This window comes from Flavobacterium sp. P1_E4 (assembly GCF_056405915.1).
Genome location: NZ_JBFUBE010000005.1, coordinates 156,793 through 178,964, shown reverse-complemented (window position 1 = coordinate 178,964; position 22,172 = coordinate 156,793). Strand labels below are relative to the sequence as shown.

At 32.7% G+C, this 22,172-nt stretch carries 21 protein-coding genes and 1 tRNA gene; 13 read left to right on the top strand and 9 right to left on the bottom strand.

Annotation, left to right across the window (positions count from 1 at the left end):
• Nucleotides 1-3: 3 nt before the first annotated feature.
• Nucleotides 4-519: a DinB family protein gene (locus AC1DY0_RS07290; protein WP_477187974.1), complete on the top strand. Its 516-nt coding sequence runs from the start codon at nucleotides 4-6 to the stop codon at nucleotides 517-519.
• 17 nt (nucleotides 520-536) lie between these two features.
• Here AC1DY0_RS07290 and AC1DY0_RS07285 read toward each other — a convergent pair whose 3' ends face one another.
• From AC1DY0_RS07285 to aroB, 6 genes are all read right to left on the bottom strand, one after another.
• Nucleotides 537-1,016 carry a DNA-deoxyinosine glycosylase gene (locus AC1DY0_RS07285; protein WP_477187973.1) on the bottom strand — a complete coding sequence of 160 codons (480 nt, stop codon included), beginning with the start codon at nucleotides 1,014-1,016 and terminating at the stop codon, nucleotides 537-539.
• Between the two features lie 44 nt (nucleotides 1,017-1,060).
• Entirely contained in the window at nucleotides 1,061-3,367 is a 2,307-nt protein-coding gene (recQ, locus tag AC1DY0_RS07280; protein ID WP_477187972.1) for a DNA helicase RecQ, read from the bottom strand.
• Between the two features lie 84 nt (nucleotides 3,368-3,451).
• A complete protein-coding gene (locus AC1DY0_RS07275; RefSeq protein WP_477187971.1) occupies nucleotides 3,452-3,853 on the bottom strand; it encodes a DNA primase in 402 nt (133 codons plus the stop codon).
• Between the two features lie 15 nt (nucleotides 3,854-3,868).
• Nucleotides 3,869-4,840 (bottom strand): deoxyhypusine synthase family protein, encoded by a 972-nt coding sequence (locus tag AC1DY0_RS07270; protein ID WP_310004563.1) that lies wholly within the window; start codon nucleotides 4,838-4,840, stop codon nucleotides 3,869-3,871.
• 133 nt (nucleotides 4,841-4,973) lie between these two features.
• The gene (locus AC1DY0_RS07265) at nucleotides 4,974-6,371 is read right to left on the bottom strand and encodes a type III PLP-dependent enzyme domain-containing protein (protein WP_116798207.1); all 1,398 of its coding nucleotides are present in this window, start codon (nucleotides 6,369-6,371) and stop codon (nucleotides 4,974-4,976) included.
• 292 nt (nucleotides 6,372-6,663) lie between these two features.
• Nucleotides 6,664-7,731: a 3-dehydroquinate synthase gene (gene aroB / locus AC1DY0_RS07260; protein WP_477187970.1), complete on the bottom strand. Its 1,068-nt coding sequence runs from the start codon at nucleotides 7,729-7,731 to the stop codon at nucleotides 6,664-6,666.
• Between the two features lie 93 nt (nucleotides 7,732-7,824).
• Between aroB and AC1DY0_RS07255 the strand changes: the two genes are divergently transcribed.
• Nucleotides 7,825-8,994 carry a proline dehydrogenase family protein gene (locus tag AC1DY0_RS07255; RefSeq protein ID WP_477187969.1) on the top strand — a complete coding sequence of 390 codons (1,170 nt, stop codon included), beginning with the start codon at nucleotides 7,825-7,827 and terminating at the stop codon, nucleotides 8,992-8,994.
• 110 nt (nucleotides 8,995-9,104) lie between these two features.
• Here AC1DY0_RS07255 and AC1DY0_RS07250 read toward each other — a convergent pair whose 3' ends face one another.
• Complete coding sequence (locus AC1DY0_RS07250) at nucleotides 9,105-10,892, bottom strand: ABC transporter ATP-binding protein (protein ID WP_477187968.1); 1,788 nt, start codon at nucleotides 10,890-10,892, stop codon at nucleotides 9,105-9,107.
• A gap of 184 nt (nucleotides 10,893-11,076) precedes the next feature.
• Here AC1DY0_RS07250 and AC1DY0_RS07245 point away from each other — a divergent pair.
• Nucleotides 11,077-11,151, top strand: a tRNA-Val gene (locus tag AC1DY0_RS07245).
• Between the two features lie 75 nt (nucleotides 11,152-11,226).
• Nucleotides 11,227-11,487, top strand: coding sequence for a hypothetical protein (locus AC1DY0_RS07240; RefSeq protein WP_477187967.1), 261 nt, complete (start codon nucleotides 11,227-11,229; stop codon nucleotides 11,485-11,487).
• A gap of 92 nt (nucleotides 11,488-11,579) precedes the next feature.
• On the opposite strand, the gene AC1DY0_RS07235 is transcribed toward AC1DY0_RS07240, so the two are convergent.
• Nucleotides 11,580-13,037, bottom strand: coding sequence for an FAD-dependent oxidoreductase (locus AC1DY0_RS07235; RefSeq protein WP_477187966.1), 1,458 nt, complete (start codon nucleotides 13,035-13,037; stop codon nucleotides 11,580-11,582).
• 555 nt (nucleotides 13,038-13,592) lie between these two features.
• Between AC1DY0_RS07235 and AC1DY0_RS07230 the strand changes: the two genes are divergently transcribed.
• From AC1DY0_RS07230 to AC1DY0_RS07190, 9 genes are all read left to right on the top strand, one after another.
• Nucleotides 13,593-14,822, top strand: coding sequence for an HD domain-containing protein (locus AC1DY0_RS07230; protein ID WP_477187965.1), 1,230 nt, complete (start codon nucleotides 13,593-13,595; stop codon nucleotides 14,820-14,822).
• Between the two features lie 130 nt (nucleotides 14,823-14,952).
• Nucleotides 14,953-15,996: a UDP-3-O-(3-hydroxymyristoyl)glucosamine N-acyltransferase gene (gene lpxD / locus AC1DY0_RS07225; protein WP_477187964.1), complete on the top strand. Its 1,044-nt coding sequence runs from the start codon at nucleotides 14,953-14,955 to the stop codon at nucleotides 15,994-15,996.
• A complete protein-coding gene (locus AC1DY0_RS07220; RefSeq protein ID WP_477187963.1) occupies nucleotides 15,989-17,377 on the top strand; it encodes a bifunctional UDP-3-O-[3-hydroxymyristoyl] N-acetylglucosamine deacetylase/3-hydroxyacyl-ACP dehydratase in 1,389 nt (462 codons plus the stop codon). The genes lpxD and AC1DY0_RS07220 overlap by 8 nt, the downstream gene beginning before the upstream one ends.
• 65 nt (nucleotides 17,378-17,442) lie before the next feature.
• Nucleotides 17,443-18,228, top strand: a complete 786-nt coding sequence (lpxA, locus tag AC1DY0_RS07215) for an acyl-ACP--UDP-N-acetylglucosamine O-acyltransferase (protein ID WP_477187962.1) — start codon at nucleotides 17,443-17,445, stop codon at nucleotides 18,226-18,228.
• A 92-nt stretch (nucleotides 18,229-18,320) separates the two neighbouring features.
• Entirely contained in the window at nucleotides 18,321-18,887 is a 567-nt protein-coding gene (gene efp, locus AC1DY0_RS07210) for an elongation factor P (protein WP_077376550.1), read from the top strand.
• A gap of 69 nt (nucleotides 18,888-18,956) precedes the next feature.
• A complete protein-coding gene (locus AC1DY0_RS07205) occupies nucleotides 18,957-19,886 on the top strand; it encodes a UDP-3-O-(3-hydroxymyristoyl)glucosamine N-acyltransferase (RefSeq protein ID WP_477187961.1) in 930 nt (309 codons plus the stop codon).
• A gap of 1 nt (nucleotide 19,887) precedes the next feature.
• Nucleotides 19,888-20,250 (top strand): nuclear transport factor 2-like protein, encoded by a 363-nt coding sequence (locus AC1DY0_RS07200; RefSeq protein WP_077376542.1) that lies wholly within the window; start codon nucleotides 19,888-19,890, stop codon nucleotides 20,248-20,250.
• A gap of 87 nt (nucleotides 20,251-20,337) precedes the next feature.
• Entirely contained in the window at nucleotides 20,338-21,210 is an 873-nt protein-coding gene (gene sucD, locus AC1DY0_RS07195; protein ID WP_077376539.1) for a succinate--CoA ligase subunit alpha, read from the top strand.
• A 73-nt stretch (nucleotides 21,211-21,283) separates the two neighbouring features.
• Nucleotides 21,284-21,700, top strand: a complete 417-nt coding sequence (locus tag AC1DY0_RS07190; RefSeq protein WP_477187960.1) for a hypothetical protein — start codon at nucleotides 21,284-21,286, stop codon at nucleotides 21,698-21,700.
• Between the two features lie 76 nt (nucleotides 21,701-21,776).
• On the opposite strand, the gene msrB is transcribed toward AC1DY0_RS07190, so the two are convergent.
• Nucleotides 21,777-22,169, bottom strand: a complete 393-nt coding sequence (gene msrB, locus AC1DY0_RS07185; protein WP_477187959.1) for a peptide-methionine (R)-S-oxide reductase MsrB — start codon at nucleotides 22,167-22,169, stop codon at nucleotides 21,777-21,779.
• Between the last annotated feature and the right edge of the window lie 3 nt (nucleotides 22,170-22,172).

Genomic DNA, 22,172 nt, shown 5'->3' with positions numbered 1-22,172 from the left:
AATATGAATTCAAATCAATTACCAGTAAATGAATATTCAAAATTCAATGCGACTTATATAAACGCTCTTGAGAATGTTGAATTATTTGAAGAATTAGAAATCAGTTTACATGATTTCATCAAATTTGTACAAAACATTCCATTGGATAAATTTGATTATAGTTATGCTGAAGGAAAATGGACAATTAAAGAAATTATTCAACATATCATTGATGCCGAAAGAATTTTTGCATATCGAGCACTTCGAATTTCCAGAAATGACAAAACGCCATTACCTGGATTTGAAGAAAATGATTATGTTGACAATACTGATGCAAAGAGCAGAAGTATACAGGATTTATTAACTGAGTTTTCTGCTGTAAGACATTCCAACTTACTAATGTTTAAAAGTTTTTCTGATGAACAATTGAGAAGAATAGGAATTGCATCACAACATGAAGTTTCAGTAAGAGCCTTAGGGTTTTTAATTATTGGTCATATGAAACATCATCAAAGAGTTTTTGGAGAGAGGTATTTATAAAATTCAAACAATTAGTTTTATTCAAAACAACTTGACCAAATTTTTAACTTATTCTCAAAAGGCATAGTATTTGCGGGACTAGTTGAAGGCATTACAAAATAAGTAATGCCTTCCATCTGTCCGAGTTTTTTATAAAAAAATGCATGGCTTTGTTTTCCATTAAAAACAATTTTGTTGATTGATGGAAATTTTTTCAGTAAATCATGAAAATCATTTTCTTTTTGATTTTTGATATGAATATCCAAACTTCCTTTTCTTTCACAGTTTTCCAAAACATCCCACAACCCAATTTTATTCGATTGCAGAATTTTAATTTTTTCTTCAAAATTTTCAGGAATGGGTAATGCATCAAAAAAGGTATAGATTATTTTCCAAAAATGATTTCTTGGATTTGCATAGTATTCCTGTTTAGCAAGAGATACAGTTCCAGGCATTGTTCCTAAAATCAAAACTTCAGTATTTGAATCTATAAAATGTGGAAAAGAATATATTGCCATAAAATTCGAAATTTGAATTTGTATTCATTTGGTCTTTGTTATTTTTATTTCAAACCGATTTTTTTTAATCTAGAATTTATTGCACCCTGATTTCTGCCAAACAGCAAAGATAACTCATTTATTCTTTTTCCTTCATGATATAAACTCTCAAGTTTTAAATCTTCTTCTGTGTTCCATTTTTTATAAGCTTCAGAATGAGTCGATCTTATATCTTTTACGGAATAGGCTTTTTCGCTCTTTAAGTCACTTAGTGATTCTTTTTCGAGTATGGTCAAACCAACCCTGATTTTATCGTATGAAAGTTGCTCTTCAAAATAATCAAAATAAGGTTTCAAAGCAGGAGGAGAGTCTAATTTAATTTTTGCATCTGCTATTTTTGCAATTTCCTGCTCATTTATAAAAACACTCAAATCAATCGGATGGCCGTCACTGTATAATTTGGCTAAATGTGAAATTACGGTGGGAAGTCCCAATTTTCTTTTTATTGCAATTTCTTCTACAGACATTCCGCTTTGAAACATTTCCAAAGTCTCTTTATAAGTTGTATTTATTTTTTTAGCTCTAACTTTTTTAATTTTTTCAAATTCAATAATAGCTTTTATAAATACATCACCATATTTTTCTAGTTTTGCTTTTCCAACTCCGTCAATAGCAAGGAATTCAGAGTCGCTCATTGGCCGCTGAATTTCTAATTGCTTTAAAGTGGCATCATTAAAAATTATGTAAGCCGGAACTTCTTCTTCTTTAGCAATTTCTGAACGTAGCTTTCTAAGAAATTCAAAAAGAGAATTAGCTGTAGATTTTGGTTTAGCAGTCTTAATTTCCACAGACTCTGTTTTCGTTTTTTGAACCGTTGTCAATTGAACTTTTTCTCCATTAAACAATACCTTTTTTGCAAAAGGAGTTAATTTTATTTTATTCTGTTGATGGAAGGCAATTTCGCAATATCCTAAATTTATTAATTGTATAAGATATTGATTCCAGTCATACCAAGAAATATCTGCGCCAACTCCATAGGTTTTTAAATTTTGATACGCTTTATCATAAATGGAAGCATTTTTTGAACCTCTTAAAAAATCAACAATTACAGGTAACGCCTCAGACTCTTGCAAACGTATTATAGCAGATAATCCTTTTTGGGCAATTATTGTACCATCAAAGAAAGCGGGCGGATTTTTACAAATATCACAATTTCCACAATTTTCGGAAACTAGTTCTCCAAAATAAGAAAGTAATATTTTTCTGCGGCAACTCAATGCATCGGCATATTGTTTCATTCTTTCAAGTTTAGCCAATTGAACATCTGCGTTCAATCCTTCGGAAGCAAATTTTTGTAACTGAATCACATCACCATAACTTTCGAATAAAACGGTTTCGGATGGCAATCCGTCACGACCAGCTCTTCCAATTTCTTGATAATAGCCTTCAATATTTTTTGGCAAATTATAATGAATCACCCAACGAACATTGGATTTGTCAATTCCCATTCCAAAAGCAATAGTTGCACAAACCACTTGACAATCATCATTAATAAATTCATCTTGAGTTTTTGATCGAATTTTATTATCCAAGCCAGCATGATAAGCTTTAGCTTTAATTCCGATTTTTTGCAATTTTTCTGCAAGTTCTTCGGTAGTTTTTCTACTTAAGCAATATACGATACCCGATTCATTAGGTTTATTTTTTATAAAATCAATAATTTGTTTGACACGATCCAAAGCAGGTCTAACCTCTAAGCTCAAATTTTTTCTATCGAATGAAGCTACAAAAGTGATGGGATTATTTAAATTTAATTGATCACAAATATCAGTTCGAGTTGCTTTGTCTGCAGTTGCGGTCAATGCCAGGATTGGAGTAGAGGGGAAGCGGTTTTTTAAATATCCCAAATTGGTATAAGCCGGACGAAAATCATGACCCCAAGCCGAAATACAATGCGCTTCATCGATAGCAATTAAGCTTACAACTATTTGACTAAATGCATTTTCCAAAAAAGACAAACTCTCTGGTGCAACATAGACCAACTTAACTTTATTGTCTTTTAAATTTTGAATGTGTAATTGTTGTTCCTCTGAAGTCTGGCTGCTATTGATAAAACAGGCGTCTATTCCATTGGCTTTTAGACTGTCAACTTGATCTTTCATTAAGGCAATTAGTGGGGAAATAACAATAGTAGTTCCCGGTAATACTAAAGCAGGGAGTTGGAAACATATTGATTTTCCTCCTCCGGTTGGCATAATTGCCAAAGTATCTTTTCCGGAAAGAATACAATTAATAATTTCTTCTTGATTGGGTCTGAATTTTTCAAACCCAAAATTCTCTTTTAGTTTGGCGTGTAAAATTTCTGTTGTCATTTTGGCTTATATTTAGAAACATAAATCTAATAAAAAAAGGAACTCGAAATAGAGCTCCTTTTATTTTTTTAGAAAATTATAAAATTAATCTTCGTCATCTTCGTCGTCATCTTCATCGGCAATGTCTTTATCATCACCATCTTCATCGTCGTCATCACCGTCAACATCTGGTTTGTCTAGATTTTCATCTTCGTCATCATCATCATCTGCATCATCAACATCAAGTTCTAAACCACTGATTGGTTCTACAACATCATCAATTTCATCATCTTCATCATAATTCCCAATTCTGTCAGCCAATTTAGTACTTACTTTTACTAAATATATAGTGTCTTCAGTTCTGACTTCAACAGCTTCAATCAATTCATTTTTAGCATTTCTAAATCGAATGATGTCTGAATCATCATAACCATCAGGGAATTTTTCGACCAAAAGATTCAAAATTTCGTTGGTCAATTTGGCGTAATCAACTATTATTCTTTTCATAAATAATTATAATTATTATAAATCTAACAAATATGCGAAAATTAATGGAGCCACAATTGTAGCATCAGATTCAATGATAAATTTAGGGGTACTGATATCTAATTTACCCCAAGTGATTTTTTCATTAGGAACTGCTCCTGAATAAGAACCGTAACTAGTTGTAGAATCTGAAATTTGGCAAAAATAACTCCAAAATGGAATATCATGCATTTCCATATCTTGGTATAACATTGGAACTACACATATTGGAAAATCCCCTGCAATTCCTCCACCAATTTGGAAGAAACCAACACCATTAGTGCTGTTTTTTGGATACCAATCAGATAAGAAAACCATGTATTCAATACCAGATTTCATGGTAGAAGCTTTCAAATCTCCTTTAATAACATAAGATGCGAAAATATTCCCCATTGTGCTATCTTCCCAACCTGGTACAATAATAGGTAAATTTTTCTCAGCAGCAGCATACATCCAACTGTCTTTTAGATCAATTTCATAATATTCTTCTAGAACACCAGATAGTAACATTTTGTACATGAACTCATGAGGGAAGTATCTTTCTCCTTTGTCATCAGCATCTTTCCAAATTTTATAAATATGTTTTTGAAGACGACGAAATGCTTCGTGTTCTGGAATACAGGTATCAGTAACTCTATTCAATCCTCTTTCCAATAAATCCCATTCATCTTGTGGAGTTAAATCACGGTAATTTGGAACTCTCTCATAATGAGAATGTGCTACCAAATTCATGATATCTTCTTCAAGGTTGGCTCCTGTACAAGAAATAATTTGAACTTTATCCTGACGAATTATTTCGGAAAAAATCTTTCCAATTTCAGCGGTACTCATTGCACCAGCCATGCTTACCATCATTTTAGCACCATTGGCTAATTGCTGTTCGTATGCTTTTGCAGCGTCAACTAAAGATGCAGAATTGAAATGCAAATAATGCTTCTCAATAAATTGACTGATTGGTCCTTTACTCATATTCTTTTTCTTTTTTATTTTAATGTTCAAAAGGTTATTTGAGATTTGGATATTACAAATAAAAGGAATTTATAAATATCAAATTTCCTAAATCACAAATTTTAATGATTATTTATAATAACCTAAAATTATATTATTTATTATAACCTAATATTTTAAGTACGTCCTCTGCAGTTTGCTGCTCCGAGAACACTTCAGTAGCCAATATTCCATTCTCGTCACGGTCTATCAAAATGTGTTTTGGCTGTGGTATCAAACAGTGATGCAAACCACCATACCCACCTATAGTTTCCTGATAAGCTCCAGTATTGAAAAAACCTAAATACAATGGTTTTTCTTTATTGTATTTTGGCAGATAAATGGCATTCATATTTTGTTCCGAATTGTAGTAATCATCACTATCACAAGTCATCCCACCCAATAAAACTCTTTCGTAAGTCTCATTCCATCTGTTGATAGCCAACATGATAAAACGTTTGTTTATTGCCCAAGTATCAGGTAATGTAGTGATAAAAGAAGAATCAATCATGTTCCACTTTTCTCTATCATTTTGTTGTTTTTGATACAATACTTGATAAATAGCACCTCCACTTTCTCCAACTGTAAACGAACCAAATTCAGTAAAAATATTTGGTACATCTACTTCAGCTTCGTCGCAGGCTATTTTAATCTGATTGATAATTTCATCAATCATATATTGGTAATCATATTCGAAAGCCAATGAATTTTTGATAGGGAAACCACCACCAATATTCAAACCATCAAGGGTAGGGCATTCCTTTTTCAATGCAACATATACCTTGATACATTTTACAAGTTCATTCCAGTAATAAGCATTGTCATTGATACCAGTATTAATAAAAAAGTGCAACATTTTAAGTTCCAAATTTTTATTCTCTTTAATTTCTTTCTTATAAAAAGGAACAATGTTTTTATATCCAATTCCTAATCTAGAAGTATAAAACTCGAATTTAGGTTCCTCTTCGGCAGCAATACGGATTCCAATTTTGAATTTTCCGTTAATTTGTGCCTGCAACAAATCCAATTCTTCATAATTATCAATAATCGGAATGGTGTTTTTGTGGCCATTATTAACCAATCTTGCAATGTTATCAATGTATTGATCTCTTTTGAAGCCATTACAAATGATATAAGTACTTTTGTTGATTTTTCCTTTTTCTAATAAGTTTTCAACGATATTAATATCAAAAGCAGAAGATGTTTCAATATGGATGTTATTCTTGAATGCTTCATTCATAATGTATTCAAAATGAGAGCTTTTCGTGCAATAACAATAGTAATACTTTGCCTCATATTTGTTCTTCTCCATCGATTTACGAAACCAGCTTTTGGCTTTGTTGATGTTGTTTGAAATTTGTGGCAAATAGGTAAACTTTAAAGGCGTTCCATAAGTTTCTACCAATTTCATTAAATCGATATTATGAAACTGAAGATTGTCTTTGTTTAGTTTAAATTCTTCCTGAGGAAAGTAATATGTTTGGTTTATTAAATCGGAATATTTTGTATTCATTTGTTTAGTAGAGTTTTATATTAATTGTATTTGATAAAATAGAATTAATAGAAATTCAAACCCTAATATTGGCGTATATAATCTGCAGTTTTTCGTAATCGGCCTTGAAATATTGAAACACATCAAAACTAAAGTTTCCTTTTATACCATAAAACCGTTTCAATAAGCTCAAGAATGACCTATTGTTACCGTTCCTTTTGGTAGAAAATGTTTTAGTATTTTGTTTTTTATTCATTGGCGCAAATGTAAAAAATAAATTAGACGCAAAGCAATCCTTTTTATTAAAAAATAGCTAAGATTTGTAATCCTGAAAAGCGTTTAGAATTAATTCGTTTTCAACAGATTGGTTAATTTTTATTTGACCGATACCTTCAATCAATGCAAATTGTATCATACCGTATTCATTTTTTTTGTCGTGAATCAACAATTCAAGGATTGGATCGATATCATTTTCCTCAAAAACGATATCATCATATATTGATTTTATTGTTGCCTTTATTTGATTGTATTCCTCTTGTGTAATGAAATTTTTGTGTAATGAAATATAACTTTCTAAAATCATCCCTACAGCAATGGCTTCTCCATGAAGTAAAGTAGTTTTGAATTCATTTTCTAAAAAATAACTTTCAATAGCATGTCCTAATGTATGACCGAAATTTAATGATTTTCTAATATTTTTTTCGGTTGGGTCTTGCATAACAATGATGTTCTTAATTTCAACTGAACGATGAATAAGTGCATCCATATGATCAAAGTCTATTGCTTTTAAGTCTAAAAAATATTCCCAGTAGGCTTTGTCAAAAATTAATCCGTGTTTTAACATTTCGGCAAGTCCAGAACGCATTTCATTCTGAGGAACAGTCTCTAAGTATTGAGTATCAATCAATACCATTTTTGGCGTATTAATAACACCAATCTGATTTTTTAAATTACCCAAATCTACACCATTTTTACCACCTACAGATGCATCCACCATAGACAACAATGTTGTTGGAATATGAATAAAATCAACTCCTCTTTTAAAAGTAGAAGCAACAAATCCTCCTAAATCAGTAACAACACCACCACCTATATTTATAATCAATGTTTTTCTGTCAGCACCTAGTTCTGTTAGAACATTCCAAATTTCGATACAGGTTTCAATATTTTTATTAATTTCTCCTGCTTCAAATTCTATAATTTCTATAGTCAAATCTGTTTCCAGCAAAGGAAGGAATTTAGGTAAACAATGATCATTTGTATTGGTGTCAGCAATTATAAATAGATTTGAATATTTATTCTCTTTTAAGTGTTGGTTTAGTTTTTCATATCCAATTTCGTTGAAATGAACAGGATAATTATTGGCTTGAATAGATTGCATGATTTTAATTTAATTGAAAGCGCAAAATAAGGTAAATTTTGCTAATAATAATCGCTTACTCTCTTTATATTTGCAGAAAAAATATAACAAAAAATGAATAATATTTTTAATAACACACAAATCGCATTTGCATTAAAAAGTGATACAGAACTTGACAGAGCTTATTTTCTTTTCAAATTAATCAATAGTCAACCTTTAGTACGTATAGGAACAGCAGTAACTAATTTTGCAATAAAAGCAAATCTTCCTGTTGAAAGCCTTATCCGTGCTACTGTTTTTGATCATTTTTGTGGTGGTGTAAATGAAGATGACTGCTTATCGGTAGTAGATAAAATGTATACCAAAGGAGTTTCTTCTGTTTTGGATTATTCAGTTGAAGGTAAAGAAGAGGAAAATCAATTCGATGCTGCTCTGGAAATGACTCTAAAAACAATTGAATTTGCAAAAGAGCGTAAAGCAATTCCTTTTGCAGTTTTTAAACCTACTGGTTTAGGTCGTTTGGATTTATATGAAAAAGTTGGTGAAAAACAAACTTTAACTTCTGATGAACAAGCAGAATGGGATAGAGTAGTAACTCGTTTTGATCAAGTATGTAGCGAAGCGCATAAAAAGAATGTCGCCTTGTTAATTGATGCCGAAGAAAGCTGGATGCAAGATGCAGCTGATGATTTGGTTACTGAAATGATGCGCAAATACAACAAAGAAAAAGTAATCGTATTCAATACACTTCAAATGTACCGTTGGGATCGTTTGGATTATTTGAAAAAATTACATGAGCAAGCGAAAACCGAAGGATTCTTTATCGGAATGAAATTGGTTCGTGGTGCTTATATGGAAAAAGAAAATCTTCGCGCCGAAGAAAAAGGATATCCAACACCAATATGTGCTTCCAAAGAGGCTTCGGATATTAATTATGACGCTGCTGTCCTTTATATGGCAGAACATTTAGACACAATGTCCATTTTTGCAGGAACTCATAATGAAGATAGTACCTATAAATTAATGGAGTTGATGAAAGCCAAAGGAATTCAATCTACTGATGATAGAATTTGGTTTGGACAATTATATGGAATGAGTGATAACATCAGTTATAATTTGGCAGCCAATGGATATAATATTGCTAAATATTTACCATTTGGACCTGTAAAAGACGTTATGCCGTACTTAATTCGTCGCGCAGAAGAAAATACATCTGTAGCTGGACAAACTAGTCGCGAGCTTTCTATGATTAAAGCAGAACGCAATAGAAGAAAAGGAAAATAAAATTCAGTAGAGAGTTTTCAGTTTTTTAATATTTAGAAAACTCTATACATCTTTTAAAAAAAATCCATTTGTGTCTACAAATGGATTTTTTATATGATTTTATTTTAAAACTAAGAATTACTAAACTGTAAATTACTTAGGTTTTTATATAAACCATTTTCTAAATTGATTAGTTCTTGATGTGTTCCTTGCTCACTAATTCTTCCGTTGTCAAGCACCAAAATTTGATCAGCAGAACGAATAGTAGAAAGACGGTGAGCAATAATGATACTTGTTCTTCCTTCCATTAAGATTTCCAGAGCTTCCTGAACCAGTTTCTCGCTTTCACTATCTAATGAAGAAGTAGCTTCGTCCAAAATCAATATAGATGGATTTTTCAGCAACGCGCGGGCAATGGCAATTCGTTGTCTTTGTCCTCCAGAAAGCTTAATTCCTCTTTCTCCAACCACAGTTTCAAATTTCTCAGGAAAACTTTCTATAAATACATAGGCATTTGCTTGTTTGGCTGCCAAAATGATTTCTTCATCAGTGGCATTGGGCTTACCATAGGCAATATTTTCTTTTATGGTTCCTCCAAAAAGAATTACATCTTGAGGTACAATACTCATATTACCACGAAGATTCTCTAAATCATAATCGTAAATATTTTTTCCGTCGATTAAAATTTCACCACTTTCAATATCATAAAAACGCAATAATAAAGAGGCAATTGTAGATTTCCCCATTCCACTTGGACCAACAAGAGCTATTTTTTGTCCAAATCCGGCAGAAAAATTAATATCTTTCAAAACCTGTACTTCTTTTCTAGTTGGATAACTAAAAGCCACATTGTTGAAAGTTACTTCACCTTTTATTTTATTAATAGAAGGAACATGTACATTTGAATTGATTTTTTCAGGTGTTTCATCCAGTAGTTCAAAAACTCTTTCGGTAGCACCAATTGCTTTTTGCATTTGTGCATATAACTCAGCAATTCCTCCTGATGAAGCCCCTACATAACTCGAATATAATATAAAGGTAAATAATTGTCCAACCGTGATTTCTCCGGCAATACTTAATTGTACTCCGTACCAAACAACAGCCACAATCGTTCCAAACAAACAGATAATAATAAAGGAAGCAAAGAAACCTCTAAATTGCCCTCCTTTAATACCCATTTTGACAACTTCTCTAATTTTATCTTTGTATCGGGCAATCTCATACCATTCATTGGCAAAAGCCTTAACAATACTGATTCCTTGCATTGTTTCTTCAACAACCACTTGACTTTCGGCTACCTGATCTTGTACTTTTTTAGAATATTTACGAATAAATCTTCCAAAAATAACAGCAGCAACTCCAACCAACGGTACAACCGAAACCATCATAATGGTCAATTTGATATTGATACTGGCCAGCATTGCAAAACTTCCGATAATTAATATAAATTGTCTTAAAAACTCGGCAATTGTTGTGGTTAATGTATCTTGAATCTGGGTAATATCATTACTGATTCGGCTATTCAATTCTCCAACACGTTTTTGGGAGAAAAACGACATTGGTAATTTAACCAAGTTGGTATATAAAGCCAAACGAACATTGGCTAATGTATTTTCCGTAAAATTGACAAATAAAGAAAGTCTAAAAAAGGAGAATAATGATTGTAATAATAATACCAATCCCAAGCCTAAAGCTATCTCATTGGCCAAATGGCCATCTTTCTTATTGACACAATCTACAAGCATTCCCATAAATTTAGGAAAGGCTAGGGCAGTAACACTGGTTAGCAGTAAAAATACTAATCCAACATAAAATTTCCATTTGTGATTATCCGCATATTTGAAAATCAGAATTGCTTTTTGAAGGGAACTTGCAGTAATTTTTGATTTTGGTAAATCATTTTCTTGGTATCGGGCCATTATCTTTGTTTTATAATACAAATGTAAGGCTATAAGAAGATGATAACCAAAAAAAAATAGAGATTCAACATTCAATAAAATACTGTTTATGAGTAACTAAAGAAAAACGAAGTAATTATTATTCTATTTTTTTTAAATTTCGCTTGCAATTACGAGTTCTAGTTGTATATTTGCACACGCAATAGGGCGATTAGCTCAGCTGGTTCAGAGCACCTCGTTTACACCGAGGGGGTCGGGGGTTCGAACCCCTCATCGCCCACAAAAACTTCATTAGAAATAATGGAGTTTTTTTTTGTCTTTTTTTTACAAAAAACTAATAATATTCCTCTTAAGAATGGATATAGTAAAATTTAAAGTCACGTCAAAAACAATAAAAATAGAAGTAAGAAATTCAAATAATTATATTTTTGATTTCAATACTGCTGTAGATATTGATAAAGAAGATAAAGATGTATTGTTAAAGCTTCATAATGCATTAACATTGCTATTCAAAAAAGAAAGCATCCCTGAAGCCAAAAACCACATTTCGCCAAATCAAACTAATATACTTGACCAGATTAACGCGATAAGTGATTTAAAAGAGGATGAATCTTAAATAAACAATATATTTTTTATGTTGGAGATTGTATTGAATAGTTTGTAAAAATAGAGATGATGCAATAAACATAACAAACAATCTAAGTTATGCTATGTTTCTTTTTTCTTTAGGCATCGTCCTCTCGGTTCATCACCTTCATAAAGTACAATTTCGGAATGCAGGAAATTTGCGGCCTCTGCTGAATCTTTCACTTTAGTAGCACTGCGTTCTAACATCTCTGATTCAAAATCAGTTAATACACTTTTCCTCACTCCAGCTTTTCTCCATTGAGACGAAGCTCTACATCCTCTTGAGATTCCCCGAGCAAGCGAGAGTGCATCCAGCAGCGCTTGATTAGCCCCCTGTCCTTTAAATGGACTCATTGGGTGAGCCGCATCTCCGATGAGAGTCACTTGGCCCCCTTTTTTCAATAGTTCTGATTCGAGTAATTCGCGATCATAAACTGGATAACCTGAAACCTGAGATTCAAGGGTCGCTGTTAAAATCTGAGGAATAGGGTCGTGCCACTGAGTTCTACGACACGCTTCTTCCTTGAGAGCTTGAGGTCCTTGGGCACTTAATTCTTTAGCCTCTTCCTCTGGCATTGAAAAACTAAGTTGCCACATCACTGAGTCTGACGTATAAGGCATTATGTAGATCCGCTCATTGCCATTGGCAGTTTGAAATACAGTGGCCGAGTCCAACAAAGAACTATCCTGCCCTTCGAGAGCACTTAAAGGACAAATACCTAATATCACAATACAACCTAGATAACGTAAAGGGGTAATTTCATCACCAATTAACAACCTGCGTACCGAACTACGAATACCATCAGCTCCAACCACAAGATCTGCCTTAACGCTCTTTATCTTCCCATTAACTTGAAAATTTAGATTAACACCTTCATCTTCACATTCCTCAAAATCGACTAACTGATGCCCCCACTGTATAACGTCATGTCCGCCGAGCTGCTCAATTAGAGCTAAGCGCAAAGATTGTCGTGCGATATGTACATTTGAACGTTTCGAAGACGTTTTTACATCTGACTGTATCCACTTTCTGACTCCCCATTCACCAATCACTTTTCCTTCTGTAGTATGAACCAAATGTCTTGTTGAAACCACACCATCTTCTAATGAAAAAATACCCAACCCCTCGATCGCTTTACTAGCTTGTTGCAAAGTGAGTCCGTAGCCCTGAGATCGAGCATTAAAGTTACTATCGCGCTCATAAAGGGTGAAAGGTATTCTGCGGTGCAAACAAGCCACAGCTAAAGCCACTCCTCCAATACCGCCACCAATAATAGCAACGTGTGGATAGATTTCTTTATCCGCGATAGGAGGAATAGCCGAATAAAGTAACCCGGAACCATCACATTTCAAGCATGAGTGCAGATGACCTTTAGGAAGAACTGGGGCAGGTCCTTCACTTTTCGTTTTTATAAATTGATCGAATGCCATCTGGTAATCGCGTCGCGCTTTTTTAGTAAGCCCCCGACTTTTTTTTCCACGTCCCTGACATTCCTCACAAATAGCCCAGCTTGCGCCTTTATTTTCCACTTTTTTCACTTCCTCTTCATTTAACTTGATCTTGACTCTTTTCTATAAAAAATAACCAATACAATTGATCCTAAACTAATGGTAAAGCAATGATTATCTATTCCATTACTTCCATGTAAATTAACTAGATACATTTATGTTTTAAGCGTTTTGTCATTTGTAATAGGTGTGCAAATTTAAGACAAAAGATTGCCAGTACAAAAGATATTAATTTTATCAAAAACTGGTTTGAAGATCTTGAGGGCCCTTTTATTTTTTAATTACCAAACATTAAGATTATCTGTTCAATCTTATAAAACAGAATTAACATATATTCTTTTAAAATCATTGAAACCAGAGAATTTTAAAGAAATTAAATAGGACCTAATGGTAGTTAAATTAAATAATTCCAATTTAAAAGTAATTTAAAGAATCATTTTCAAAAGTTGAGGATTAGGTATGAAATTTTTAATTGATTTTTGATAACAAAAGTTATATCAAATGTTCTTTCAATAAGCAACATAATTTCCCTTTTAAAACAAATACTATTTTAAGTATATTTGTTTACCTAAAAAAGAACACATAGTGGCTCAAATAAATAAATTAAAAATATTCAATGATCCCATTTATGGGTTTATTACAATTCCAAATGCCTTAATCTACGATTTAGTTCAACATCCTTATTTTCAACGTTTGAGACGTATTTCTCAAATGGGTTTGTCATATTTAGTATATCCTGGAGCCAATCACACTCGTTTTCACCATGCACTAGGCAGTATGCATTTGATGCAAAAAGCTGTCGAAGTTTTACGTTTCAAAGAGGTAAGTATTAGTCCTGAAGAAGAAAATGCTCTCTATATTGCAATATTATTGCATGATGTTGGGCATGGGCCTTTTTCACACGCGATGGAAAGTAGTATTGTGGAGGATGTGCATCACGAGGAAATATCGTTATTATTGATGAACCAACTCAATATTGAATTTCAAGGACAATTGAGTCTTGCTATCAAAGTTTTTAAAGGGGAATACCATCGTAAGTTTATGTTACAGCTGATATCGAGTCAGCTTGATATGGACCGAATGGATTATTTAAAACGCGATAGCTTTTATTCTGGTGTTTCAGAAGGAAATGTCAATTCGGAACGATTGATTCAGATGATGAATGTTGTGGATGATGTATTGGTCATCGAAGAAAAAGGTATCTATTCAGTTGAAAAATTCCTTATGTCCAGACGATTAATGTATTGGCAAGTATATTTACATAAAACAAGTTTAGCTGCAGAATTAACTTTAACAAAAGTTTTAAAACGTGCTAAAGAATTGACTGAAAGAGGTCTTATTTTGCCTTGTAGCGGACCATTGTTGTTTTTTATGCAAAATAAAGTGACAATGGACACTTTTGATCCAAAAACAGTTAATTTATTCACTAAGTTGGATGATTTTGATATCATCAGCGCTCTTAAAGCCTGGGAAAGCCATGATGATTTTATACTCTCTTCATTGAGTAAAATGATTATCAATAGAGATCTTTTAAAAATCAAGTTAACGAATGATAAAGTTTCGCTAGAAGAATTACAGCTGCAAAAGGAGCGATTTTCTGTTCAAAATAAAATTTCTCTAGCTGAATCTAATTATTTTATTTTCAAAGGCAAAATAAAGAGTCAAGCGTACAGTAAAGTAGCTGAACCTATACGAATTCTAAATAAAGACAAGACAATTGAGGATGTAGTAGAAGCCTCTGACCAGCTGAATTTGAAATCATTATCTAAGTTAGTGACTAAGTATTATATTTGTTTTCCAAAACAACTGCTTTAAAATTAACATTTAAAACCTATTTTTTATATTTTTGTCGCAACAAAACAAGCCAATCTATTTTTATTAAATATTGTGAGAACTAACAATAGTATGTTCCATCTTATACTTTTTAAAAATACAATTCAATAAGATGAAATTTACAGCTGAACAAATAGCAGGAATATTGGAAGGAGAAATTGTTGGAGATCCCAACATTGAAGTTTCTCGTTTATCTAAAATTGAAGAGGGGGCTGAAGGGTCGCTTACTTTTTTATCCAATCCAAAATACAACAATTACATATACACTACAAAAGCCTCAATAACAATTGTTAATGATACTTTTGTTCCAGAATCTCCAATAACTACTACTCTTATCAAAGTAGCCGATGCTTACAAATCTTTTTCTAAACTATTGGAGTTTTACAATCAGGTGAAATTAAATAAAAGTGGTATTGAAACCCCTTCTTTTATTTCTGAAAGCGCAAAATATGGCGAAAATCTATATTTAGGAAGCTTTAGTTATGTTGGTGATAATGTTGTATTAGGTGATAATGTCAAAATATATCCAGGTAGTTTTATTGGTGACAATGTAACTATTGGAAATAATGTGATTATTTTTGCTGGCGCTAAAATTTATTCAGAAACAGTAATTGGTAATAATTGCACAATTCATTCTGGAACAATTATTGGTGCTGATGGTTTTGGTTATGCACCAAATGAAGATGGTACCTACAATAAAATACCACAAATTGGTAATGTAATTATTGAAGACAATGTGGATATTGGTGCAAATTCTACTATTGATAGAGCTACATTAGGCTCCACCATTATTAGAGCAGGTGTAAAATTGGACAATCAAATTCAAATTGCCCACAACGTTGAAATTGGACGTAATACAGTTATTGCAGCTCAAACGGGAATTGCAGGATCTACAAAAGTAGGGGAGAACTGTATGATTGGTGGTCAAGTGGGTATTGTTGGTCATTTAACAATAGGAAATAATATTCGTATTCAAGCCCAATCTGGAGTAGCAGGAAATATTAAGGACAATGAAGTTTTACAGGGAAGTCCAACTTTTGGATATTCTGATTACAGTAAATCATACGTACATTTTAAGAATCTACCAAAATTGGTAAAAGAAATAGAAGAGTTAAAAAAACAAATATTAAACCAAAAAAATGGAAACAATGGTTAAACAGAAGACCATCAAAACAGAAATTTCGCTAACGGGAGTTGGATTACATACTGGAAAAGAAGTTAAAATGACTTTTAAACCTGCTCCAGTGAATAATGGCTTTACATTTGTTCGTGTAGACCTTGAAGGTCATCCTGTTATTGAGGCTGATGCTAATTATGTTGTCAATACACAACGAGGTACTAATTTAGAAAAATTAGGTGTCAAAATTCAAACTCCAGAACATGTTTTGGCTGCTTTAATGGGTTGTGACTTGGATAATGTTATTATTGAGTTAGATGCCTCTGAACTTCCAATTATGGATGGTTCTTCTAAGTTTTTCATGGAAGCTGTTGAGGAAGCAGGAATTATTGAGCAAGAATTAAACCGAAACGTATATGTTGTAAAGGAAGTTATTTCTTTTACTGATGAAGCTTCAGGAAGTGAAATCATGGTTATGCCAAGTGATCATTATAGTGTTACTACTATGGTTGATTTTGGAACAAAAATATTAGGTACTCAAAATGCTACTCTAAAAACTATTGGAGATTTCAAAACAGAGATTTCAAATGCCAGAACTTTTAGTTTCTTGCATGAATTGGAAGCACTATTGGAAAATGGCTTGATTAAAGGAGGAGATTTAAACAATGCTATCGTTTATGTAGATAAAGACATTTCTGAATCTACAATGGAGAGCTTGAAGAAAGCTTTTGGTAAAGATGAAATTACAGTAAAACCAAATGGAATTTTAGACAATCTGACTTTACATTATCCAAATGAGGCTGCAAGACATAAATTACTTGACGTAATTGGAGATTTAGCTTTAATTGGAACTAAAATCCAAGGAAAAATAATCGCCAACAAGCCTGGGCATTATGTAAATACTCAATTTGCTAAAAAAATGGCAAAAATCATCAAAAGTGAACAAAGAAATTATGTTCCTACTTATGATTTAAACCAAGAACCATTAATGGACATCCATAAAATTATGGCTATGTTACCTCATAGACCTCCATTTTTGTTGATTGACAGAATCATAGAAATGTCGGATAGTCATGTTGTGGGAATGAAAAATGTAACAATGAACGAAAGTTTCTTCGTTGGACATTTTCCTAACGCACCAGTAATGCCAGGAGTTTTGATTGTTGAAGCAATGGCACAAACAGGGGGAATATTAGTTTTAAGTACTGTTCCGGATCCTGAAAATTATTTGACATTTTTTATGAAAATTGACAATGTAAAATTCAAGCAAAAAGTTTTGCCGGGTGATACATTAATATTCAAATGTGATTTGATTACCCCAATAAGAAGAGGTATCTGTCACATGCAAGCCAATGCTTATGCAAATGGGCGTTTGGTTGCACAAGCCGAATTAATGGCACAAATTGCAAGAAAACAATAAATTTTGATTAATTGCTTTTAACGAAGAAAGCGTTAGTTATATTAATTAATTTTAAAAAATAGTAGATGAATCAACCGTTAGCATACGTTCATCCAGGTGCAAAAATCGCCAAAAATGTTGTAATTGAGCCTTTTACAACCATTCATAATAATGTAGTTATTGGTGATGGAACTTGGATAGGTTCTAATGTAACAATAATGGAGGGAGCAAGAATTGGTAAAAATTGCAATATTTTTCCAGGTGCTGTAATTGCTGCTGTACCCCAAGATTTAAAATTTGGAGGAGAAGATTCTCTTGCAATTATTGGAGATAATTGTACTATTAGAGAATGTGTTACAATCAATAGAGGAACTATAGCTTCAGGTCAAACCACATTGGGAAATAATTGTCTAGTAATGGCTACTGCACATATTGCTCACGATTGTCATATTGGAGATAATGCTATTATTGTAAATGGCGTTGCACTTGCTGGACACGTAATCGTCGGTAAATATGCAGTTATAGGTGGATTGGCAGCAATTCATCAGTTTATTAATATTGGTGATCATGCAATGGTTTCAGGTGGGTCATTAGTTAGAAAAGATGTTCCTCCATTTACCAAAGCGGCAAAAGAACCTTTATCTTATGTGGGTATTAATTCCGTTGGTTTAAGAAGAAGAGGTTTTACAACCGAAAAAATTAGAGAAATTCAAGAAATATATAGAATTCTTTACCAAAAAAATTACAATACAACTCAAGCAATTGATATTATTGAAGCAGAAATGGAAGCAACTCCTGAGCGCGATGAAATCATTGATTTTATTAGAAACTCATCAAGAGGTGTAATGAAAGGTTATTCTGGAAATTACTAAATAAAAGTTCAATCGTTTATTTGTTTAATCGTTTAGGCAAAAAACAAATAAACGGTTTAACGATTAAACAAAAATTAAATAAAACAAAAAAAATGGCATCTACATCAGATATTAAAAACGGATTGTGCATCAAATACAACAATGATATTTACAAAATCATTGAATTTCTTCATGTGAAACCAGGTAAAGGACCAGCATTTGTAAGAACAAAATTAAGAAGTTTGAGTAATGGTAAAGTATTAGACAATACTTTTTCTGCTGGACATAAAATAGATGAAGTTAGAGTTGAAAACCATAAGTTTCAATTTCTATATCCTGAAGGTGATTTGTTTCATTTCATGAATGTAGAGACTTTTGAGCAAATCTCTTTAAATAAAAACATTCTTGATTCTCCAGATTTATTAAAAGAAGGAGAAAATGTTATGGTAAGTATCAATACTGAGACAGATTTGCCTCTTTCAGTAGATATGCCAGCATCTGTAATCCTTGAAGTTACTTATGCCGAGCCTGGTATAAAAGGGAATACAGCTACAAATGCTACTAAATCAGCTACTGTTGAAACTGGAGCAACTGTAAATGTACCTTTATTTATTAACGAAGGAGACAAAATTAAAATCGATACTGCATCAGGTTCTTATATGGAACGTGTTAAAGCATAGTTATCTCTGTTTAGTGTTCAGTTTAATTATAAACTGAACACTAAACACTGATTTCTGAATACTTTTTATATGAAATTACCAAAAGTTTATTCTCTACAAGAAATAGCAAATTTACTTCAATGTGAGTTTGTTGGCGATTCTTTGTTTCCTGTTTATGGTATGAATGAAATTCATGTTGTAGAATCTGGGGACATCGTTTTTGTAGATCATCCAAAATATTACGATAAGGCACTACAATCCGCCGCTACGATTGTTTTAATCAACAAAAAAGTAGATTGCCCAGAAGGAAAAGCTTTATTGATTTCAGATGATCCCTTTAGAGATTTTAACGTATTGACAAAACATTTCATGCCTTTTGTGCAATCTAATGTTTCTATTTCCGCTTCCGCAAAAATTGGAAAAGGAACTATGATTCAGCCAAATTCTTTCATTGGAAATAACGTTGTTATTGGAGAAAACTGTTTGATACATGCTAATGTTGCCATTTATGACCATACAATAATAGGGAACAATGTCATTATCCATGCGGGCACTGTCCTTGGAGCCGATGCTTTTTATTATAAAAAAAGACCAGATGGTTTTGATCAATTAATTTCAGGAGGTCGAGTTGTAATTAAAGACAATGTTGGCATTGGTGCACTTTGTACCATTGACAAAGGAGTTACTGGTGATACCACTATTGGAGAAGGCACCAAAATTGATAATCAAGTACATGTTGGACACGACACCGTAATTGGAAAAAAATGTTTAATAGCTTCACAAACTGGTATTGCAGGTTGTGTAATTATAGAAGATGAAGTTACCATTTGGGGACAGGTGGGAACAACAAGTGGCATTACTATAGGAGCAAATGCAGTAATACTTGGACAAACTGGTGTTACAAAATCCGTAGATGGTGGTAAAAGCTATTTTGGTACTCCAATTGAAGAATCAAGAGAAAAATTGAAGCAATTGGCAAATATTAAAAAAATTCCCGAAATTTTAAAAAAACTGAAATAATATGTCTGCTAAAGAAATTGTAAAAAGTTTTTATAAATCAGATGCCTTCATTAACACAGAAATAATGAAAGAATATTTACATCCAGAATGTATTTTGGATTGGAATAGTAGCAAAGGATTTATTCAAAGGAATTATGAAGAAATATTAAGTATGACTGGTGAAATAAGTAGGGCCTATGTTCGTACGAAAGCTAGAATTAGTCATATTGTTGAAGAAGGTAATATTGTTTCTGTTCGTTTTGATCATTATGCCAAAACGATAGAAAACCCAAGAGAAGAAATGTTTTTGGCTCATATGATGGTTATATGGGAAATAAAAGATAATAAATTATACAGAGGATATCAAATGAGTCAAGTGATGTAATTATTTTTATTTTAAAAAAAAGTACAAAATAATTACAAAAGACTTACTTTTGCGTCACAATTTTAAAAACTACATAAAAAATATATCATGAGTGTTTTAGTTAATAAAGATTCAAAAATAATTGTTCAGGGATTTACAGGTAGCGAAGGAACTTTCCACGCTTCACAAATGATTGAATACGGTACAAATGTTGTTGGTGGTGTTACTCCTGGAAAAGGGGGAACTACACATTTGGACCTTCCAGTTTTTAACACAGTAAAAGATGCTGTTGAACAAGCTGGAGCGGATACTACTATTATTTTTGTACCACCTGCTTTTGCTGCAGATGCAATTATGGAAGCTGCAGATGCTGGAATAAAAGTGATCATTGCAATTACTGAAGGAATTCCAGTTGCTGATATGATTAAAGCAAATAGCTATGTTAAAGAAAGAAATGCTAGATTAATTGGACCAAACTGTCCAGGTGTTATTACTCCAGGTGAAGCTAAAGTTGGAATTATGCCAGGTTTCGTTTTCAAAAAAGGAACTGTAGGTATTGTATCTAAATCAGGTACTTTAACTTATGAAGCTGCTGACCAAGTAGTAAAACAAGGATTAGGAATTACTACTGCTATCGGTATTGGTGGAGATCCAATTATTGGAACAACTACTAAAGAAGCTGTAGAATTATTGATGAATGATCCAGAAACTGAATGTATAGTAATGATTGGTGAAATTGGTGGTCAATTAGAAGCAGATGCTGCTAAATGGATCAAAGCTGACGGTAACCGTAAACCAGTTGTAGGTTTCATCGCAGGAGTTACTGCTCCAGCAGGACGTACAATGGGGCATGCAGGTGCAATTGTTGGTGGTTCTGACGATACAGCTGAAGCTAAAAAACAAATTATGAGAGAGAACGGAATTCACGTTGTTGACTCTCCTGCTGAAATAGGAAAGAAAGTAAAAGAAGTATTGGGTTAATCCTCAGTATTTTAAAAATAAAATACCAAAATGCCTCACGATTTTGTGAGGCATTTTTTTAATTATAAAAAATATGTACAAAGAATTAGAAAAGTTTACAGTAAAAGGGAATTTTACGTTTACACAGGAAGATAATTTAGAAGCTGTTTGTAACGCTTCAGAAACAGGAAGTGGAGTTTTTGTTGTTTATGCAGACAAAGAATTAATTATGGTTGGCTCTACAGGAACAGTTCAAAATGATGGAACGTTGAAAAGCAAAAATGGTGGTTTACATGATAAAATTGTAAATGGTCATCAATTTGCAAAAACAGGAAGAAAATATTCTTGGCCTGCTCAAATGAAAAAAGAAAGTATCGATACTTTGGAAGTTTTTTGGTTTGAAACTTTTAATAACGATGCAAAATCAATTCCAACCAGCGTTGAAGGACAAGTTTTGCAAAACTTTCTAGATGAAAATGGTAAATTACCAAGATGGAATGTAGCTTTTTAATACATTTTCACTCAAACAAAAAATGCTTTACAGAATTGTAAAGCATTTTTTGTTTGATCACATTAAAAAAAAACACTTATTTTTCTTTAAAATCAACAGATAACGAATTAACGCAATATCGTTGACCGGTTTTTGTTGGGCCATCTTCAAAAACATGTCCTAGATGTCCGCCACAATTGGAGCAAACAATTTCAGTTCGTTTCATACCATGAGTATTATCAACAATATATTCTACTTTTCCAGGAATTGATTCATCAAATGATGGCCAGCCGCAATGCGCATCAAATTTAGAATTACTTTCAAATAGGGGAGTACCGCAGCCTCCGCAACAATAAACTCCATTTTCAAAATGCAAATTATATTTCCCTGTATGTGGATATTCTGTTCCTTTTTGGCGGAGAATTCTATAACGCTCAGCGCCTAATTCTTCTTCCCATTCTTTTTCTGATTTAACAAAAGGATAATTCATGAT

Coding starts and splice junctions, on each gene's coding strand:
- AC1DY0_RS07290 (WP_477187974.1), top strand. CDS start 4: ATGAATTCAAATCAATTACCAGTAAATGAATATTCAAAATTCAATGCG.
- AC1DY0_RS07285 (WP_477187973.1), bottom strand. CDS start 1,016: ATGGCAATATATTCTTTTCCACATTTTATAGATTCAAATACTGAAGTT.
- recQ (WP_477187972.1), bottom strand. CDS start 3,367: ATGACAACAGAAATTTTACACGCCAAACTAAAAGAGAATTTTGGGTTT.
- AC1DY0_RS07275 (WP_477187971.1), bottom strand. CDS start 3,853: ATGAAAAGAATAATAGTTGATTACGCCAAATTGACCAACGAAATTTTG.
- AC1DY0_RS07270 (WP_310004563.1), bottom strand. CDS start 4,840: ATGAGTAAAGGACCAATCAGTCAATTTATTGAGAAGCATTATTTGCAT.
- AC1DY0_RS07265 (WP_116798207.1), bottom strand. CDS start 6,371: ATGAATACAAAATATTCCGATTTAATAAACCAAACATATTACTTTCCT.
- aroB (WP_477187970.1), bottom strand. CDS start 7,731: ATGCAATCTATTCAAGCCAATAATTATCCTGTTCATTTCAACGAAATT.
- AC1DY0_RS07255 (WP_477187969.1), top strand. CDS start 7,825: ATGAATAATATTTTTAATAACACACAAATCGCATTTGCATTAAAAAGT.
- AC1DY0_RS07250 (WP_477187968.1), bottom strand. CDS start 10,892: ATGGCCCGATACCAAGAAAATGATTTACCAAAATCAAAAATTACTGCA.
- AC1DY0_RS07240 (WP_477187967.1), top strand. CDS start 11,227: ATGGATATAGTAAAATTTAAAGTCACGTCAAAAACAATAAAAATAGAA.
- lpxD (WP_477187964.1), top strand. CDS start 14,953: ATGAAATTTACAGCTGAACAAATAGCAGGAATATTGGAAGGAGAAATT.
- AC1DY0_RS07220 (WP_477187963.1), top strand. CDS start 15,989: ATGGTTAAACAGAAGACCATCAAAACAGAAATTTCGCTAACGGGAGTT.
- lpxA (WP_477187962.1), top strand. CDS start 17,443: ATGAATCAACCGTTAGCATACGTTCATCCAGGTGCAAAAATCGCCAAA.
- efp (WP_077376550.1), top strand. CDS start 18,321: ATGGCATCTACATCAGATATTAAAAACGGATTGTGCATCAAATACAAC.
- AC1DY0_RS07205 (WP_477187961.1), top strand. CDS start 18,957: ATGAAATTACCAAAAGTTTATTCTCTACAAGAAATAGCAAATTTACTT.
- AC1DY0_RS07200 (WP_077376542.1), top strand. CDS start 19,888: ATGTCTGCTAAAGAAATTGTAAAAAGTTTTTATAAATCAGATGCCTTC.
- sucD (WP_077376539.1), top strand. CDS start 20,338: ATGAGTGTTTTAGTTAATAAAGATTCAAAAATAATTGTTCAGGGATTT.
- AC1DY0_RS07190 (WP_477187960.1), top strand. CDS start 21,284: ATGTACAAAGAATTAGAAAAGTTTACAGTAAAAGGGAATTTTACGTTT.
- msrB (WP_477187959.1), bottom strand. CDS start 22,169: ATGAATTATCCTTTTGTTAAATCAGAAAAAGAATGGGAAGAAGAATTA.